17 protein-coding genes are annotated in these 14,576 nt (G+C 70.3%); 12 read left to right on the top strand and 5 right to left on the bottom strand.

Annotated features, from left to right (window positions below; translation table 11 throughout):
• Positions 1-596 precede the first annotated feature (596 nt).
• The 3 genes from BLT19_RS16855 (at position 597) to BLT19_RS16845 (ending at position 3,459) form a co-directional block, all read left to right on the top strand.
• The gene (locus tag BLT19_RS16855; RefSeq protein ID WP_091492731.1) at positions 597-1,241 is read left to right on the top strand and encodes a TMEM175 family protein; all 645 of its coding nucleotides are present in this window, start codon (positions 597-599) and stop codon (positions 1,239-1,241) included.
• Positions 1,242-1,273: 32 nt separating this feature from the next.
• Positions 1,274-1,552, top strand: coding sequence for a DUF2277 domain-containing protein (locus BLT19_RS16850; RefSeq protein ID WP_091492727.1), 279 nt, complete (start codon positions 1,274-1,276; stop codon positions 1,550-1,552).
• 218 nt (positions 1,553-1,770) lie between these two features.
• Complete coding sequence (locus tag BLT19_RS16845) at positions 1,771-3,459, top strand: ABC-F family ATP-binding cassette domain-containing protein (protein ID WP_091492724.1); 1,689 nt, start codon at positions 1,771-1,773, stop codon at positions 3,457-3,459.
• A gap of 27 nt (positions 3,460-3,486) precedes the next feature.
• Here the strand turns inward: BLT19_RS16845 and BLT19_RS16840 are convergent, their stop codons facing one another.
• Positions 3,487-4,617, bottom strand: coding sequence for an FAD-dependent oxidoreductase (locus BLT19_RS16840; RefSeq protein ID WP_091492721.1), 1,131 nt, complete (start codon positions 4,615-4,617; stop codon positions 3,487-3,489).
• A gap of 112 nt (positions 4,618-4,729) precedes the next feature.
• Between BLT19_RS16840 and BLT19_RS16835 the strand changes: the two genes are divergently transcribed.
• From BLT19_RS16835 to BLT19_RS16800, 8 genes are read left to right on the top strand one after another with little or no spacing between them, the layout of a single operon-like run.
• Positions 4,730-5,035 carry an urease subunit gamma gene (locus BLT19_RS16835; RefSeq protein ID WP_091494329.1) on the top strand — a complete coding sequence of 102 codons (306 nt, stop codon included), beginning with the start codon at positions 4,730-4,732 and terminating at the stop codon, positions 5,033-5,035.
• Between the two features lie 4 nt (positions 5,036-5,039).
• Positions 5,040-5,957 carry a sirohydrochlorin chelatase gene (locus BLT19_RS16830; RefSeq protein WP_091492719.1) on the top strand — a complete coding sequence of 306 codons (918 nt, stop codon included), beginning with the start codon at positions 5,040-5,042 and terminating at the stop codon, positions 5,955-5,957.
• Between the two features lie 11 nt (positions 5,958-5,968).
• Complete coding sequence (locus tag BLT19_RS18165) at positions 5,969-6,406, top strand: urease subunit beta (protein ID WP_091492716.1); 438 nt, start codon at positions 5,969-5,971, stop codon at positions 6,404-6,406.
• A 4-nt stretch (positions 6,407-6,410) separates the two neighbouring features.
• Positions 6,411-8,135 carry an urease subunit alpha gene (gene ureC, locus BLT19_RS16820; protein WP_091492713.1) on the top strand — a complete coding sequence of 575 codons (1,725 nt, stop codon included), beginning with the start codon at positions 6,411-6,413 and terminating at the stop codon, positions 8,133-8,135.
• A gap of 7 nt (positions 8,136-8,142) precedes the next feature.
• Positions 8,143-8,853, top strand: a complete 711-nt coding sequence (locus BLT19_RS16815; RefSeq protein ID WP_091492711.1) for an urease accessory protein UreF — start codon at positions 8,143-8,145, stop codon at positions 8,851-8,853.
• Positions 8,854-8,873: 20 nt separating this feature from the next.
• Positions 8,874-9,509, top strand: a complete 636-nt coding sequence (gene ureG / locus BLT19_RS16810) for an urease accessory protein UreG (RefSeq protein WP_091492708.1) — start codon at positions 8,874-8,876, stop codon at positions 9,507-9,509.
• Positions 9,506-10,531, top strand: coding sequence for an urease accessory protein UreD (locus BLT19_RS16805; protein WP_197672985.1), 1,026 nt, complete (start codon positions 9,506-9,508; stop codon positions 10,529-10,531). The genes ureG and BLT19_RS16805 overlap by 4 nt, the downstream gene beginning before the upstream one ends.
• Positions 10,532-10,547: 16 nt before the next feature.
• Positions 10,548-11,474 (top strand): urea transporter, encoded by a 927-nt coding sequence (locus BLT19_RS16800; protein ID WP_091492705.1) that lies wholly within the window; start codon positions 10,548-10,550, stop codon positions 11,472-11,474.
• 2 nt (positions 11,475-11,476) lie between these two features.
• Here BLT19_RS16800 and BLT19_RS16795 read toward each other — a convergent pair whose 3' ends face one another.
• Genes BLT19_RS16795 through BLT19_RS16780 form a run of 4 tightly spaced genes read right to left on the bottom strand, consistent with a single transcriptional unit; the run spans position 11,477 to position 13,941 of the window.
• The gene (locus BLT19_RS16795; RefSeq protein WP_091492701.1) at positions 11,477-12,247 is read right to left on the bottom strand and encodes an energy-coupling factor ABC transporter ATP-binding protein; all 771 of its coding nucleotides are present in this window, start codon (positions 12,245-12,247) and stop codon (positions 11,477-11,479) included.
• Positions 12,244-12,906 (bottom strand): cobalt ECF transporter T component CbiQ, encoded by a 663-nt coding sequence (cbiQ, locus tag BLT19_RS16790; RefSeq protein ID WP_091492698.1) that lies wholly within the window; start codon positions 12,904-12,906, stop codon positions 12,244-12,246. Before cbiQ ends, BLT19_RS16795 begins: the two co-directional genes overlap by 4 nt.
• Before the next feature lies 1 nt (position 12,907).
• Complete coding sequence (locus BLT19_RS16785) at positions 12,908-13,255, bottom strand: PDGLE domain-containing protein (RefSeq protein ID WP_091492695.1); 348 nt, start codon at positions 13,253-13,255, stop codon at positions 12,908-12,910.
• Positions 13,252-13,941 (bottom strand): energy-coupling factor ABC transporter permease, encoded by a 690-nt coding sequence (locus BLT19_RS16780; protein ID WP_091492692.1) that lies wholly within the window; start codon positions 13,939-13,941, stop codon positions 13,252-13,254. Before BLT19_RS16780 ends, BLT19_RS16785 begins: the two co-directional genes overlap by 4 nt.
• Before the next feature lie 133 nt (positions 13,942-14,074).
• Here BLT19_RS16780 and BLT19_RS16775 point away from each other — a divergent pair, with 133 nt between their 5' ends.
• Positions 14,075-14,575, top strand: coding sequence for a Fur family transcriptional regulator (locus BLT19_RS16775; protein ID WP_091492689.1), 501 nt, complete (start codon positions 14,075-14,077; stop codon positions 14,573-14,575).
• Position 14,576: the final 1 nt, after the last annotated feature.

Here is a 14,576-nt window from a genome sequence, read left to right as displayed (position 1 = left end):
CAGTTCGCGTGGGCTCGGTGGCGCTGAAGCCGCAGATGCTGCCACCTCGCGATGGCGGGGTCGTGGCGGGGTGGGGGTCCCCGTGGGGTCGGCGGCGCTGAACCCGCAGATGCTGCCACCTCGCGATGGCGGGGTCGGGGCGGGGCTGCTCATGGGCGGGGCTGCTCATGGGCGGGGTGGCAGTTCGCGCGGGCTCGGTGGCGCTGAAGCCGCAGATGCTGCCACCTCGCGATGGCGAGATCGTGGCGGGGTGGGGGTCCCCGTGGGCTCGGCGGCGCTGAACCCGCAGATGCTGCCACCTCGCGATGGCGGGGTCGGGGCGGGGCTGCTCATGGGCGGGGCTACTCATGGGCGGGGTGGCAGTTCGCGCGGGCTCGGCGGCGCTGAAGCCGCACATGCTGGCACCTCGCGCTGGCGGGGTCGTGGCGGGGCTGCTCATGGGCGGGGTGGCAGTTCGCGCGGGTTCGGTCGCGCTGAAGCCGCACAACGTGACACCTCGGTCCGCGGCGCGCGTGGCGGAGTCGCACCGCACGACGTGCAGATCGTGGGCGAGGCGCCCGCCGACGAGAACCGGCCCCCGTCGCTAACCTGTGCATATGGCACGGCAGGCGAAGCACAGGTATTACGCGGCGGCGCGGGTCGAGGCCTATACCGACGCGGTGTTCGCGATCGCCGCGACGCTGCTCGTCCTGGATCTAACCACGACGGCCATCGGTGCCGTCCAGACCGACGCCGAGCTGTGGGCGGCGCTGGGCGGGATGTGGGAGACGTTCCTGTCCTTCGGCATCAGCTTCGCCCTCCTGAGCGGCCTCTGGGTGATCCACATGAGCCAATTCCGCGACATCGGCCGCGCTGACGCGACGCTCCTCTGGCTGAACAACGCGCGCCTGCTGTTCGTCGTGCTCATCCCCTTCACCACGAGTCTGGTGGACGAGTACTCCGGGCTCCTGGCCGGACGAGTGCTCCTGCCCATCAACTTCTTCTTCGCCGTCCTGCTGGGGGCTGCCACCTGGACCTGGGCCGCGGCCAAAGGCGGACACCTGCTGAAGGAGGAGGCCAGAGGGGATGCCGCGGACCAGAACATCGGCGGGACGGTCGCCGTGTTCTGCGGGGCTCTGACCGTCGCCTTCTCGCCCTGGTTCGGTTCATGGGCCTTCGTGGCCTTCGTCCTGAACGGTCCGCTCACCGCGATCATCCAACGCCGCCGCTCAAGGCGCCTCGCCGCCCGATCGCAGGGCTGACAGGGCCGGGTCGCCCGCGTACCGTTGTCGGCATGTGCCGGAACATCCACACCCTTCACAACTTCGAGCCCGCTGCCACGAACGACGAGATCCAGGCGGCGGCGCTGCAGTACGTCCGCAAGATCGCGGGGACGACCAAGCCGTCCAAGGCGAACCAGGAGGCCTTCGACCGGGCCGTGCATGAGATCGCCCACATCACCGGGCATCTGCTGCAGGATCTCGTGGCTGTGACCCCGCCGAAGAACCGCGAGGAGGAAGCGGCCAAGGCCCGCGCGCGGGCGATCGCCTCGGGGCGGTACTCGGCCGCGTAGGCGCGACGGTTACGCCGCCGTCGCCGGGCGCTGAGTGCCGATGAGTCGGTTTCGGGCGTACCGAGTGGACTTCAGTCACACCTCGTCCTGCGACCGGCACCCATGACGCAGTTCCTGACGCTGCATCGACCGGGTAGTCTGGTCGGCTCGCCATCTGCGGGCCGGCGGGGAACGCCGACGGATGCCGCGACTCGCGGCCCCACGAGGGTGCCAAGGCTATGGGCTACATCGACATCAACGGCGTCGGCTTCTCGCTGCCCGACGGCAGGCCGTTGCTGGATGACGTCTCGTTCCGGGTCGGCGAGGGATCGACCACGGCGCTGATCGGTGCCAACGGTGCGGGCAAGACCACGCTGCTGCGCATCATCCGCGGCGAGGAGGCCGCGCACGCGGGCGCTGTCACGATCGGCGGTGCGCTGGGCGTCATGGATCAGTTCGTCGGGCACGGCGCTCCCGGTGCCACCGTGCACGAGCTGCTCATCGATGTGGCGCCCCGGCGCATCCGCGCCGCCGCGCTGGAACTCGAGGCGGCAGAGGCGGCGATCATCGAGAATGACGACCTCGACGCGCAGCTGCGGTACGCGACGGCGCTCGCCGACTACGCCGATGCCAGAGGGTACGAGCACGAGACCGTCTGGGACCAGTGCACGGTCGCGGCGCTCGGGGTCCCGTTCGAACGCGCGCGGTTCCGCGAGCTGACGACGCTCTCGGGTGGCGAGCAGAAGCGGCTCGTGCTCGAGGTGCTGCTGCGAGGCCCTGATGACGTGCTGCTGCTGGACGAGCCGGACAACTATCTCGATGTGCCGGGCAAGCGATGGCTCGAAGCGCAGCTGAAAGCCACTGCGAAGACCGTGCTGCTGGTCTCGCACGACCGCGAGCTGCTGGCGCGCGCCGCGGATCGCATCGTGACGCTCGAGACCGGCGCCGCAGGCAGCACGGCGTGGGTGCACGGCGGGAGCTTCTCCACGTATCACCGCGCGCGCACCGATCGGATGGACCGGCTCGACGAGCAGCGACGTCGCTGGGACGAGGAGCACGCCAAGATCAAGGCGCTCGTGGCGGCGATGAAGGTCAAGGCGACATCCAGCGACGAGTTCGCGTCGCGATACCGTGCCGCCCAGACCCGGCTCGCGAAGTTCGAGGAGGCGGGGCCGCCACAGGAGCGCCCACCCGAACAGGACCTGCAGCTGCGGCTGCGCGGCGCCCGCACCGGAAAGCGCGCCGTGGTGGCCGAGGGGCTGGAACTCACCGGCCTCATGAAGCCTTTCGACCTGGAGGTATGGTTCGGCGACCGGGTCGCGGTACTCGGATCCAACGGGTCCGGGAAGTCGCACTTCCTGCGGCTGCTCGCGCGCGGCGGGACCGAGCCGGATGCTCGACTCGGCCACATCACGTCGGCAGCGGCGGGCCTGGAGTCGGTGGCGCATGCCGGTCGAGGCATCCTGGGCGCACGCGTCGTTCCCGGCTGGTTCGCGCAGACGCACCGGCATCCGGAATTCGCGGGGCGGACGCTGCTCGAGCTGCTGCACAAGGGAGACGACAACCGGCCGGGGATGCCGCGCGATGCCGCGAGCTCGGCCCTGGACCGTTACGGGCTCGTCGCCCAGGCACAGCAGAACTTCGAGACGCTGTCGGGCGGCCAGCAGGCACGGTTCCAGATCCTGCGGCTCGAGCTGTCCGGGACGACCCTGCTCCTGCTGGATGAGCCCACCGACAACCTCGACATCGCCTCCGCCGAGGCGCTCGAGCTCGCGTTGTCGCGGTTCGAGGGCACCGTGCTCGCGGTCACGCACGACCGCTGGTTCGCCCGATCGTTCGAGCGGTTCCTGGTCTTCGGATCCGACGGGACCGTCTACGAATCGGACCAGCCGGTGTGGGACGAGAACCGCGTGGCGCGGGCGCGCTGATCCGGCGGGGCGTGGGTGCGGGAGACCTCAGCGCAGGCGGAACGCAGGTGCGGCGCGCGCCGCCGGGTCGAGCGCGAGATCGGCCAGCACCGCGCCGACGCCCGGGGCGAACTTGAACCCCTGACCGGAGAACCCCGCGCCGAACACCACGCGACCCGTGCGGTCGAGCACGAACGCCTCATCGCGGGTCGACGTGTAGGTGCAGCTCAGGTGCACCGCTGAGGCGGGATCGAGCCCCGGCATCCAATCCCGGACGTACTCGGCGAGCAGCCCCGCGTGCTTGTCGAGCCGGAACGGCCGGGCATCCGGGTCGACCTCGTCGCCGATCGCGTGGAAGCCGACCTTCACTCCCTCGCCGGGTGTCGGCATGCCGTAGACGTTCGCCGGCCACGCGCCCGGAGCGACGAAGTGGTTGAACGACGGCCACGGCTCGCGCGGATCGCGCGGCGTGAAATGCGCGGGGTTCTCCTCGGTGACGGTGAGTGCAGGCAGGGGGATGCCGAGACCGCCGAGCGTCGACGATGACCAGGCCCCGACCGTGACGACGGCCGTCCCAGCGCGGATGGTGCCGGACTCGGTGCGAATCGTCACACCGTCCGCATCCTGGTCGATCGAGAGCGCGGGACTCTGCCAGCGCACCTCCCCGCCCGCTTCGACGATGCGGCGCTCGAGTTCTCCGAGCGCGGCCGCGGCCCGGGCGACGCCGGCGTCGGGGGAGTACAGCACGGTCTCCTCGAAGCGCATCCCCGGCCAGCGGCGCGCGGCCTCGGTCCCGTCGAGGAGTTCGGCCGGGATGCCGCGGTCGTGCAGTTGCGCGTGGATCGCCGCCACCCCCGGAGCGGCGCCTTCCTTCGCCGCGCTGCCCAGCGCCGCGCCGGAACCATGCGAGACCAGTCCGTGCAGCCGGAGCAGCGGCTCGCCGCCGACGGAACCCAGCGCGTCCCAGCCCTCGCGGGCGCGGGCCAGGAGATCCAGGTAGTGCTCGTCCGCGTACGCGTTGTTGAAGTTGCGCGTCGCGCCGTGCGACGCACCCTGCGCATGCCCCCGAGCGAAGCGCTCGAGCACGATCGGCCGCTCGCCGCGGCGGCTCAGCGCCCAGGCCGTCGACAGACCCATGACACCGCCACCGATCACGACGAAGGGCGCGCGCTCATCCATGCCTCGATCCTCCCAGGTGTGCCGCCGTAGGCAGATCGGCGCGAGGACTGCCAGGATGAACGCAGGCATCCGGGGGCTGGTCCCCGTCGAGCACGAGAAGCTGGAGCCCTGCATGGACCTGACCCCGCGCGAGATCGACAAGCTGTACGTCTACCAGGTTGCGGAGTTGGCCCGACGTCGTCGCGATCGCGGCACGAAGCTCAACATCAGCGAAGCGCAGGCCCTGGTCACCGAGGCGATCCTCGAGGCCGCGCGCGACGGCAAGTCGGTCGCCGACTGCATGGAGCTGGGCAAGAAGGTCGTCACGGTCGACGAGTGCATGCCGGGCGTGCGCGAGCGCATCACCCTGCTGCAGGTGGAGGCGACGTTCCCGGACGGCACGAAGCTGGTCTCGTGCCACGACCCGATCGCCGGCTGAGCGCGTGCCCACCCCTCGCGTCCGGACGATCCTCGTCGGCGGGCACGAAAGCGCCGATGGCGCACACCTGGTGCGCCTCGAGGCACTGCTCGAGGACACCCGTACCGCACGGCCGGGGCGGCAGTTCCACAATCAGGTGAGCGAGGCGCGCTCGGCGGGCGAGACCGTCGTGGTCGTGCCGATGACGTTCGGGCGGAACCCCACCATGATCGCCGACACCGCCAAGACGCTCCGTTGGCTCGGGCCGCGGCATCCGCATCGCCTCGCCCTTGCGGCACCCTTCGGGACGACCGACCATCTCACCGCGTGGGTGCGCACGGCAGCCAACACCGCGCGAGCGGAGCATCCGGATGCTGCGCTGGTCGTCGTCGCGCCACGGTCCAATCCCTTCGACGAGGCCGAACTGCACCGCATCGCCTACCTGGCCGCCACGCACGGCGCGGCGGACGAGGTGTTCCCGGCGATCCTCGACTCGGACCGCGCCCTTGCGCCCGTGATCGACCGCCTGCAGCGTCTCGGCATCACCCGGTCGGCGATCGTGCCCGCCGGGTTCGCCTCCACAGCCACGGAGGCGTTCGGAGCGGGCGAGTACGCGGGCGCGCGGTTCGCCGGCCCGCTCATGTCCGATGCCGCGATCGCCAGGACGGTGCGCACGCGTGTGGCAGACGCGCTGACCGCCCTCGCCGCCGGGCATGACGGCATCGCCGCTGGACTGGACGCCGATCACGGACACGGCTACGCGCACTCGCACGCCTTCGAGGAGTCCGGGCACGCGCACACGCACTCGCACGGCGGGTACGCGCACGCGCACGCGCGCCCGCACTCGCACGGCGGGAGCGGCGATTCCACGCACACGCATGCCGACGGCGCCACGCACGATCACGACCACGACGGGCTGCACGCCCATGTCCACGCGTCATAGGGGAGGAACACATGGTCAGCAGGAAGCCGCAGTATCAGCACACCGGCGATGACATCGAGATCAACGCCGGACGCGCGTCAGTGACGATCAAGGTCACCAACACGGGCGATCGGCCGGTGCAGATCGGCTCGCACTTCCACTTCTTCGAGGTGAACCGCGCCATCCGCTTCGAGCGCGAGAGAGCGTGGGGCATGCACCTGGACATCCCGGCGGGCACCGGCGTCCGCTTCGAGCCAGGAGAGACCAAGCAGGTCACGCTCGTGGCGTACGCGGGCGGCCGCCACGTCGTCGGCTTCAACGCACTCGTCAACGGCGGTCTGGACGCGCCGCAGACCCGGATCGACGCGATGAAGCGTCTCGCGGAGAAGGAGTTCGAGAACGGCGCACCCGATTCCAAGGTCGGCACGCCCGCCGCGAAGTCGACGACGAAGAACGAGAAGGGGAACTGACGTCATGGCCATCATCCCTCGCCAGACCTACACCGACCTGTTCGGCCCGACCGTCGGCGATCGCGTGCAGCTCGCCGACACGAACCTCATCATCGAGATCGAGAAGGACTACGCCGCCGGCAGCTACGGCGACGAGGTCGTCTACGGGGGCGGCAAGTCCGCCCGCGACGGCATGGCCGCGGACCCGCAGGCCAGCCAGTCCCAGGGCGCGCTGGATCTCGTGATCACGAACGCGATCGTGATGGACGCCGTGATCGGCATCGTCAAGGCCGATATCGGCGTGAGGGACGGGAGGATCGTCGGGATCGGCAAGTCCGGCAACCCGCAGACGCAGGCCGGTGTCGACCCGAAGCTGCTGGTCGGGCCGGGCACCGAGGTGATCGCCGGCGAGCATCTGATCGCCACCGCCGGGGCGATGGACTCGCACGTGCACTTCGTCTCGCCGCAGCAGGCGTACGCCGCGCTCTCCAACGGGATCACCACCCTGTTCGGCGGCGGCACCGGACCGACCGACGGCACGAACGGCACCACCTGTACGCCGGGAGCGTGGAACATCCACCGCATCCTGCAGTCCTTCGAGGGCATCCCGGTGAACATCGGCATCCACGGCAAAGGCAACGGCTCGCTGCCGCAGGCGCTCATCGAGCAGATCGAGGCGGGCGCCGCAGGACTGAAGGTGCACGAGGACTGGGGCACCACACCCGCGGTGATCGACATGGCGCTGCAGGTGGCCGACGAGTACGACGTGCAGGTCGCCATCCACACCGACTCGCTCAACGAGGCCGGATTCGTCGAGGACACGATCTCGGCCATCGACGGCCGCACGATCCACACGTTCCACACCGAGGGCGCCGGCGGCGGCCACGCGCCGGACATCATCCGGGTGGCCGGGTACCCGAACATCCTGCCGTCCTCGACGAACCCGACGCTGCCCTACACGGTCAACTCGGTCGACGAGCTGCTGGACATGGTGATGGTGTGCCATCACCTCTCCCACGACAGCCCGGAAGACCTCGCCTTCGCCGACTCGCGCGTGCGGGCCGAGACGATCTCGGCCGAGACCGTGCTGCACGACATGGGCATCATCTCGATGTTCTCGTCGGACTCGCAGGCAATGGGCCGCATCGGTGAATCCGTGACGCGCGCCTTCCAGACGGCGCATCACTGCAAGGACAAGCGCGGGCCCCTCCCCGAGGACGCGGACGGAAACGACAACTTCCGCGTGCTGCGCTACCTCGCCAAAGTCACGATCAATCCGGCGATCGCGCACGGCGTCTCGGACTACGTGGGATCACTCGAGCCGGGGAAGATGGCCGACATCGTGCTGTGGCCGATCGACGCGTTCGCCGCCAAGCCGAAGATGGTCATCAAGGGCGGCCTGATCAACTGGGCGCTCATGGGTGACCCGAACGCATCGCTGCCGACGCCGCAGCCGGTCTACTACCGGCCGATGTTCGGCGCGTTCGGAACGACGCTGCAGAAGACGCGTGCGACATTCATGTCGAAGGCCTCGATCGCGAAGGGCGTCCCGGAGCAGCTCGGTCTGCAGAGCCAGATCTTCCCGGTGCACGGCAACCGCACGATCGGCAAGAAGGACATGGTGCGAAACGACGCCACGCCGGTCATCGAGGTCGACCCCGAGACGTACACGGTCACCGTCGACGGGGAGCGCGTCCACATCGAGCCCGCCCAGTCGCTGCCGCTCAGCCAGTTGTTCTTCCTCGTCTAGCGGGGCCATGACGACATCGACCTCGATCGGACGGCTGCTGGTCAGCCTGCAGCTGTCCGACTCCGCATTCCCCAGTGGCTTCTACACGATGTCGCACGGGCTGGAGGGCTTCGCCCAGGCACGGCTGATTCCTGCCGGTGGAGCGGGCGCGCTCCTCGAGGACCTGCTGGTGGCATCCATCGGGCCCGGGGACGCGACGGCGCTCGCCCGCGCCCACAACGCCGCGGAGCGGCGGGACTGGGACGCGGTGACCGAGCTCGACCATCTGCTGTTCGCGTCGAAGCTGAACGCCGAGCTGCGCGTCGCCTCTACCCGCAGCGGTCGGCAGCTGATCGACATCGCCGCCGAGACCTTCGCCGGAGCCGAGGGCGGCGCCGACATCGCGGAGTGGGCCCGGCGCGTGAAGGCCAAGGCATCGCCGGGGTGTCAGCCCGTCGCCACGGCGGTCTGCTACGCGGCGACCGGAGTGCCGGTGGCCGAGGCCGTGGCATCCGATCTGTTCGCCTTCTGCGTGAGCTTCGCGGGCGCCGCACTGCGTCTTCGTCTGACCGACCATCGCGGCGCGCAGGTGATGCTGCGCGAGATCCAGCCGATCATCGAGGTCGTGACAGCGGATGCCGCGGTCCGGCCCGCAGCCGACATCGGCGGCTTCGTCCCGAACGCCGACATCGCCTCCGCCGCCCACGAGCGTGCCGACGCGCGACTGTTCACCAGCTGACCCCCACCAAGGAGACACCCATGAGCGACAACGTCCTGCGACTCGGCATCGGCGGTCCCGTCGGAACCGGCAAGACGGCCCTGACCGAGGCCCTCGTGCCGCTGTTCATCGCCGCCGGCCGCACTCCGGGCGTGATCACCAACGACATCTACACCCAGGAGGACGCGCACCACGTGCGGCGCGAGCTCGCCGGCATCCTCGACCCGGAGAAGGTGATCGGCGTCGAGACCGGCGCCTGCCCGCACACCGCGGTCCGCGACGATCCGACGATGAACCTCGCCGCGGGCGAGGAGATGCTCGAGCGCTTCCCCGAGATCGACACGCTCATCTACGAGTCCGGCGGCGACAACCTGACGCTCACCTTCTCGCCTGCGCTCGCGGACGTGTTCGTCTTCGTGCTGGACACCTCCAACGGCGAGAAGATGCCGCGCAAGCGCGGCCCCGGGATCACCGAGAGCGACATCCTCGTGATCAACAAGATCGACATCGCCCAGTACGTGCGCACGAACCTGGAGATCATGGAGCGCGATGCGCACGCAGTGCGCGACGGGAAGCCGGTCGTTCTGACCAATTCCCTGGACGGCACGGGCCTGCACGAGCTCTTCGACCGGATCCTCGCGCACTGGGACGCCACCAGACCCGAGCTGGTCGCGTGAGCCCCACCGCCACGGCGGCGGACGGTCCGCTGTACGGCGGACCCCGCCTGCAGCCCGCGCACTTCGAACCGGATCGCGTGCCGGTCGAGGTCGCCCGGCACGGCGTCGACCCGCACACCCTGCAGGTCGGCAGCCCGGGCAAGGTCGGCATCCTCGAGCTGGACTTCGAGCTGCGCGGGGCCGCGGATGCCGGAAGCGGCCTGCGGCGCACCGATCTGGTCCACCACTACCAGAAGACACCGCTGCAGATCATGCGGCCGCTGTACTACAACCCGCTGCGGCCCGACATGCCCTACACGTACATCCTGACCACGGGCGGCGGCGTGCTGCACGGGGACCGGCAGCGCACCGACCTGCGCTTCGGCGCGGGGACCTCGGCGCATGTGACCACGCAGGCGCACACCAAGCTGTACCGGATGGAGACCGGCTACGCGACGGCGCTCGTGAACATCGACGTCGAGGCCGGCGCCTACGCGGAGTACCTTCCGGACCCGGTGATCCCGTTCGCGGGGTCGCGGTACTACCAGCGCGTCGCCGTCACGATGCAGGAGGGCGCATCGCTGGTGACGGGCGAGACGATCTACGCCGGCCGCCTCACCCGCGGCGAGCACAACCAGTACGACGTCTACGCGAGCGACTTCGAGGTGCGAAGGGTCGGCGGCGGCGCGGAGGGCCGCCCGCTCGCGATCGATCGGGTGCGCCTCGTTCCCGAGCGCGGACACGTCGGTGGACTCGCCGTCCTGGACGGACGCGACATCTTCGCCAGCCTGTACGTCCTGTCCGGACTCGTTCCCGCCGCACGCATCGCCGACGCGCTGTACGCGGCGGTGGGCGCCGTGGTCGCGGCATCCGATGATCCATCCGCCCGCTTCGGCGTGAGCGTCCTGCCCGGCGACACCGGAGCCTGGCTGCGCCTGATCGCCGATGACACCATCACGGCGCTCGCATCCCAGACCGCCGCCGCGGCGGCTGCGCACGAGCTGCTGACCGGCCGCGCGGCGCCGCGCATCCGCAAATCGTGACGGTGGCGACCTCGACATGAGCACTGCGACCGCGAAGACCGGACCGAACACCTGGGTGCAGTACGGGCTGGGCATGCTGCACGGGCCGTCGCAGATCTACTTCCAGCAGAACGTCGTCACCGGCCTGCTGATCCTGGTCGCGTTCGTCGTCGCAGACTGGCGGATGGGGATCCTCGCGGTGATCGGGGCGACCGGCGGGATCCTCGGCGGGCGTCTCATCGGGTTCGACCTCGCATCGGTCGCGGCCGGCATGCAGTCCTTCTGCGGCACCCTCGTCGGCGCCGCAGTCTTCGCCGCGCTCGGCGGCGATGCGTGGTGGAGCTACGTGCTGGCCTTCGTCGGCGGCATCGCGACCGGGCTGGTGACCTGGCTCGTCACGCAGCTGTTCGCACAGACGCCGCTGCGCTCCTACGATCTGCCGTACACCACGGCCCCCTTCGTGATCGTCGCCGCCGTCATCGCCCTCTCGACGCTGCAGCTGGCGGTGGACTCGCCGCCGACGATCCTGACCACCGATCCGGTGCCCGCGTTCCTGGCCTCCCTGCTCACGAACGTCTCGCAGGTCGTGCTCGTCGACAGCCTCCTCTCGGGCGCGCTGATCCTCATCGGATTGTTCGTGGCGAACTGGAGGGTCGGCATCGCCGCGCTCCTGGGCAGTGTCGTCGGGTCGGTCACCGCGGTGGTCATGGGCGAGCCGCAGAGCGAGATCGCCAACGGCCTCGCGAACTACTCCGGGGTCCTGACGGCCATCGCGCTCGCCGTCACGTTCCTGCGCAGCAGCACCTGGTCGTGGCTGTACGCGCTGCCGTGGATCGTCGTCACCGCCGTGGTGACCCTGGTGATGCACCGGCTGGGCCTGGAGACCTACACCTGGCCCTACATCCTCACGACGTGGGCCGCGCTGATCGTCGCGCATCACGTCGGTGCGCTGAAGCGGACCTGAGCTCAGCGCGGATCGGGCGTGCGCAGGGGATCGAAGCCCCACGGCAGCTCGAGCCCGTGCGCGGCCATGAACGCGGCGTCTGCCAGGAGTTCGCGCGTCGGTCCGTCCGCGACGATGCGGCCCCCATCCAGCACCAGCGCGCGCGGACACAGCTCAAGCGCGTAGGGCAGGTCGTGGGTCACGACGATCACGGTCGCCGGCAGTGCATCCAGCGTCGCGGAGAGCTCGCGGCGCGCGGACGGGTCGAGGTTCGAGGTCGGCTCGTCCAGCACGACGACATCCACATCCATCGAGAGGATGGTCGCGATCGCAGCACGGCGGCGCTGACCGAGCGACAGATGCTGCGGAGGGCGGGATGCCGCATCCGCCAGTCCGACCCGAACCAGCGCGCTCGTGACGCGGGCCTGGAGCTCTGCGCCGCGGACGCCGAAGTTGGACGGCCCGAATGCGACGTCCTCCCCGACGGTGGGCATGAACAGCTGGTCGTCCGGATCCTGGAAGACGAGCCCGACGCGCCGGCGGATCTCGCGCAGCGTGTCGCGCGCGAGCGTGGTGCCGCCGATAGCGACCTCGCCCGAGGATGGGGAGAGGATGCCGTTGAGCTGCAGCATCAGCGTCGTCTTGCCGGCCCCGTTCGGTCCCAGAACCGCCACACGCTCGCCAGCCGTGATCTCGAAGCTCACACCGTCGAGTACGGCCGGCGCGCAGTCGCGACCGCCCGGGTACGCGAAGCGCAGGTCGCGGACCGACACCGATGCGCCCGTCGAGGTCACGGGGCTCCGCCTTCGGCGTATCCGCGGGCGAGCATCGCCAGGTGCACGCGCTCGCCGCGGGCGTGGGATCTCGCGAAGAGCGCTCCGACACCGGTGGCCAGCACGCCCCACGACCGCGGCCCGCGCGGCTCGAAACCGCGGGACGCGCGCGCGGTGCGCATGCGCCCCGACTCTCCGACGATCACATCGAGGTAGCGCAGCATGAACGCCATGATCGAGGTCAGCTGGCGCGGCAGCCTGAGCGACTCCAGCGCCAGCACGATGCGGCGCGGCTCGGTCGTGCTCACGAGCACCACGGAGGCCAGCAGCGCGAGGGTCGCTTTGATGAGCAGACCCCACGCGCCCCAGAGTCCCTCGACGGAAAGCGTGAACGGGCCCACCTCGACGCGTGGGCCGGTGGCGATGAACGGCATGAGCGCAGCGAACACGAGGAACGGCACCTCGATCACCATTCGTCGCAGCACGGTGCGGAGCGAGACTCGGGCGAGCACCAGCATCCCGATGACGAACGCCGCGTAGCAGGCGAACGCGACGAACCACTCCCGCGGAGTGGCGACGACGATCACCGCGAAGACGACGAGGCAGATCAGCTTGAGCCGAGGCGACGCGCGGTGCAGTGCGGAGTCGCCGGGCGAATGCCCCCACACCGATCGGGTCATCTCAGCCGTCGGTCGAGCGTCGCTTGGCGGCGCGGCCGACCAGCCAGGCGAGCCCGAAGGTGACGGCGCAGCCGATCGCGCCGGCGAGGGCCACCGAGAGCCATGGGTTGTCGACGAACACGACGCCGTAGTCGGCGAGCGGGCTGCCCGCCGTCGCGCTGTCCTGTGCGGCGTCGAGGAAGCCGGTCGAGCCGGCGACGAACTCGAGGCCGTCGGGGTTCGCCGATGCCCACAGGCTGACGACGCACGCGATGACCAGGGCGATCCCCAGAGCGGCGATCGTGAAGGCTCGGGTGGAGATGCGCCCGCGCTGTGCGGCGGATGGCGGGGGCGACTCCGAGGCGCTCATGCCCTCACCTCTGCCGCGCTGCGCACCCGTGCGGGGCGCTCGAACCTCGCACCGTAGACGAGGTCGGGTCGGGTGGCCAGGACCGCCGAGACGATGAGGCCGGTGATGACCGCCTCCCCGAGGCCGATGACGGCGTGCCAGCCGACCATGGCGGCCATCACCGCATCCAACGGCACCGGCACGGCGCCGCCGATCGCGAACAGGAGGACGAAGACGGCGGCGGCGGCGGGCACCGAGACGAACGCGCCGACGGCGGATGCGACGGCCACCGACCAGCGTCGACCGGGGAGCAGGAGCATCAGGGCGCGGAAGACCCCCCAGCCGACGAGCACGGTCACGACGCCGATGAGGGTGATGTTCGTGCCGAGGGCGGTGATCCCCCCGTCGGCGAAGAGGAACGCCTGCACGATGAGCACCACGCTGATGCATAAGAGGCCGGTCGCGGGACCGACCAGGACCGCCGCGAGGGCGCCGCCCATCAGGTGTCCGCTCGTGCCCGCGCCGACCGGGAAGTTGATCATCTGGGCTGCGAAGATCAGCGTCGCGACGATCCCGACCATCGGGGCCTTGCGGTCGTCGACGAACTCCGATCGGGAGCGGCGCAGGGCCACCGCGATGGCGCCTGCTGCCACCACGCCGGTGGCGATCGATGTGGGCAGATTCAGGAATCCGTCGGGAACGTGCATGCGACCTCTCGGAGCGATCGTGCGGACAGTCCGCTCCGCTCGGGAGGGACTCCTGCGGCACACTCTAGTGCGACGCAGTCGCAGGACGCCAGACGACCGAGATCCGGAGAGGCGCACGTGCCACGATGGGGCCATGTCCGCAGACACGACGTCGCCGCCATCCCCGCACGATGCGCACGAACTGCTGCATCGGACGGCGCCGGATGCCGCCGTCGAGGCCGCGCTGGACGACCTGCGGGCCCACGGTCAGCGGGTCACGCAGGCCCGCCGCGCTGTGCTCGAGGTCCTCGCAGGAACCCCGGATCACGTCACCGCGGATCAGGTGGTCGCGCTGCTGTCCTCGTCGCACCCGCAGGTGCACCGGGCGACGGTCTACCGCACGCTGGAGACCCTCGTCGAGTTCGGCCTGGTCTCGCATATGCACGGCTCGGCCGGCGCGACGCTGTACCACTTCGCCTCCGCCGCGGAGGGCCACGGTCATCTGCACGCGCACTGCCGCATCTGCGGCCGGGTGGTCGTGCTCGAGGCGGACGTGCTGGCCGAGGCCGCTTCGAGGTCGGCCGACGAGACCGGATTCCGCCTGGAGCCGTCGCAGTCGGTGCTGGTGGGTCTGTGCGCGGCCTGCGCCGCGTGAG

The organism is Microbacterium pygmaeum (assembly GCF_900100885.1).
GTDB lineage: Bacteria > Actinomycetota > Actinomycetes > Actinomycetales > Microbacteriaceae > Microbacterium > Microbacterium pygmaeum.
The sequence above is the reverse complement of the archived record's forward strand: the minus strand, read 5'-3'. Positions and strand labels throughout refer to the sequence as shown.

Excerpts from the sequence above, each read along its gene's own strand:
- BLT19_RS16855 (WP_091492731.1), top strand. The coding sequence starts at position 597 with ATGGCACGGCAGGCGAAGCACAGGTATTACGCGGCGGCGCGGGTCGAG.
- BLT19_RS16850 (WP_091492727.1), top strand. The coding sequence starts at position 1,274 with ATGTGCCGGAACATCCACACCCTTCACAACTTCGAGCCCGCTGCCACG.
- BLT19_RS16845 (WP_091492724.1), top strand. The coding sequence starts at position 1,771 with ATGGGCTACATCGACATCAACGGCGTCGGCTTCTCGCTGCCCGACGGC.
- BLT19_RS16840 (WP_091492721.1), bottom strand. The coding sequence starts at position 4,617 with ATGGATGAGCGCGCGCCCTTCGTCGTGATCGGTGGCGGTGTCATGGGT.
- BLT19_RS16835 (WP_091494329.1), top strand. The coding sequence starts at position 4,730 with ATGGACCTGACCCCGCGCGAGATCGACAAGCTGTACGTCTACCAGGTT.
- BLT19_RS18165 (WP_091492716.1), top strand. The coding sequence starts at position 5,969 with ATGGTCAGCAGGAAGCCGCAGTATCAGCACACCGGCGATGACATCGAG.
- ureC (WP_091492713.1), top strand. The coding sequence starts at position 6,411 with ATGGCCATCATCCCTCGCCAGACCTACACCGACCTGTTCGGCCCGACC.
- BLT19_RS16815 (WP_091492711.1), top strand. The coding sequence starts at position 8,143 with ATGACGACATCGACCTCGATCGGACGGCTGCTGGTCAGCCTGCAGCTG.
- ureG (WP_091492708.1), top strand. The coding sequence starts at position 8,874 with ATGAGCGACAACGTCCTGCGACTCGGCATCGGCGGTCCCGTCGGAACC.
- BLT19_RS16800 (WP_091492705.1), top strand. The coding sequence starts at position 10,548 with ATGAGCACTGCGACCGCGAAGACCGGACCGAACACCTGGGTGCAGTAC.
- cbiQ (WP_091492698.1), bottom strand. The coding sequence starts at position 12,906 with ATGACCCGATCGGTGTGGGGGCATTCGCCCGGCGACTCCGCACTGCAC.
- BLT19_RS16785 (WP_091492695.1), bottom strand. The coding sequence starts at position 13,255 with ATGAGCGCCTCGGAGTCGCCCCCGCCATCCGCCGCACAGCGCGGGCGC.
- BLT19_RS16780 (WP_091492692.1), bottom strand. The coding sequence starts at position 13,941 with ATGCACGTTCCCGACGGATTCCTGAATCTGCCCACATCGATCGCCACC.
- BLT19_RS16775 (WP_091492689.1), top strand. The coding sequence starts at position 14,075 with ATGTCCGCAGACACGACGTCGCCGCCATCCCCGCACGATGCGCACGAA.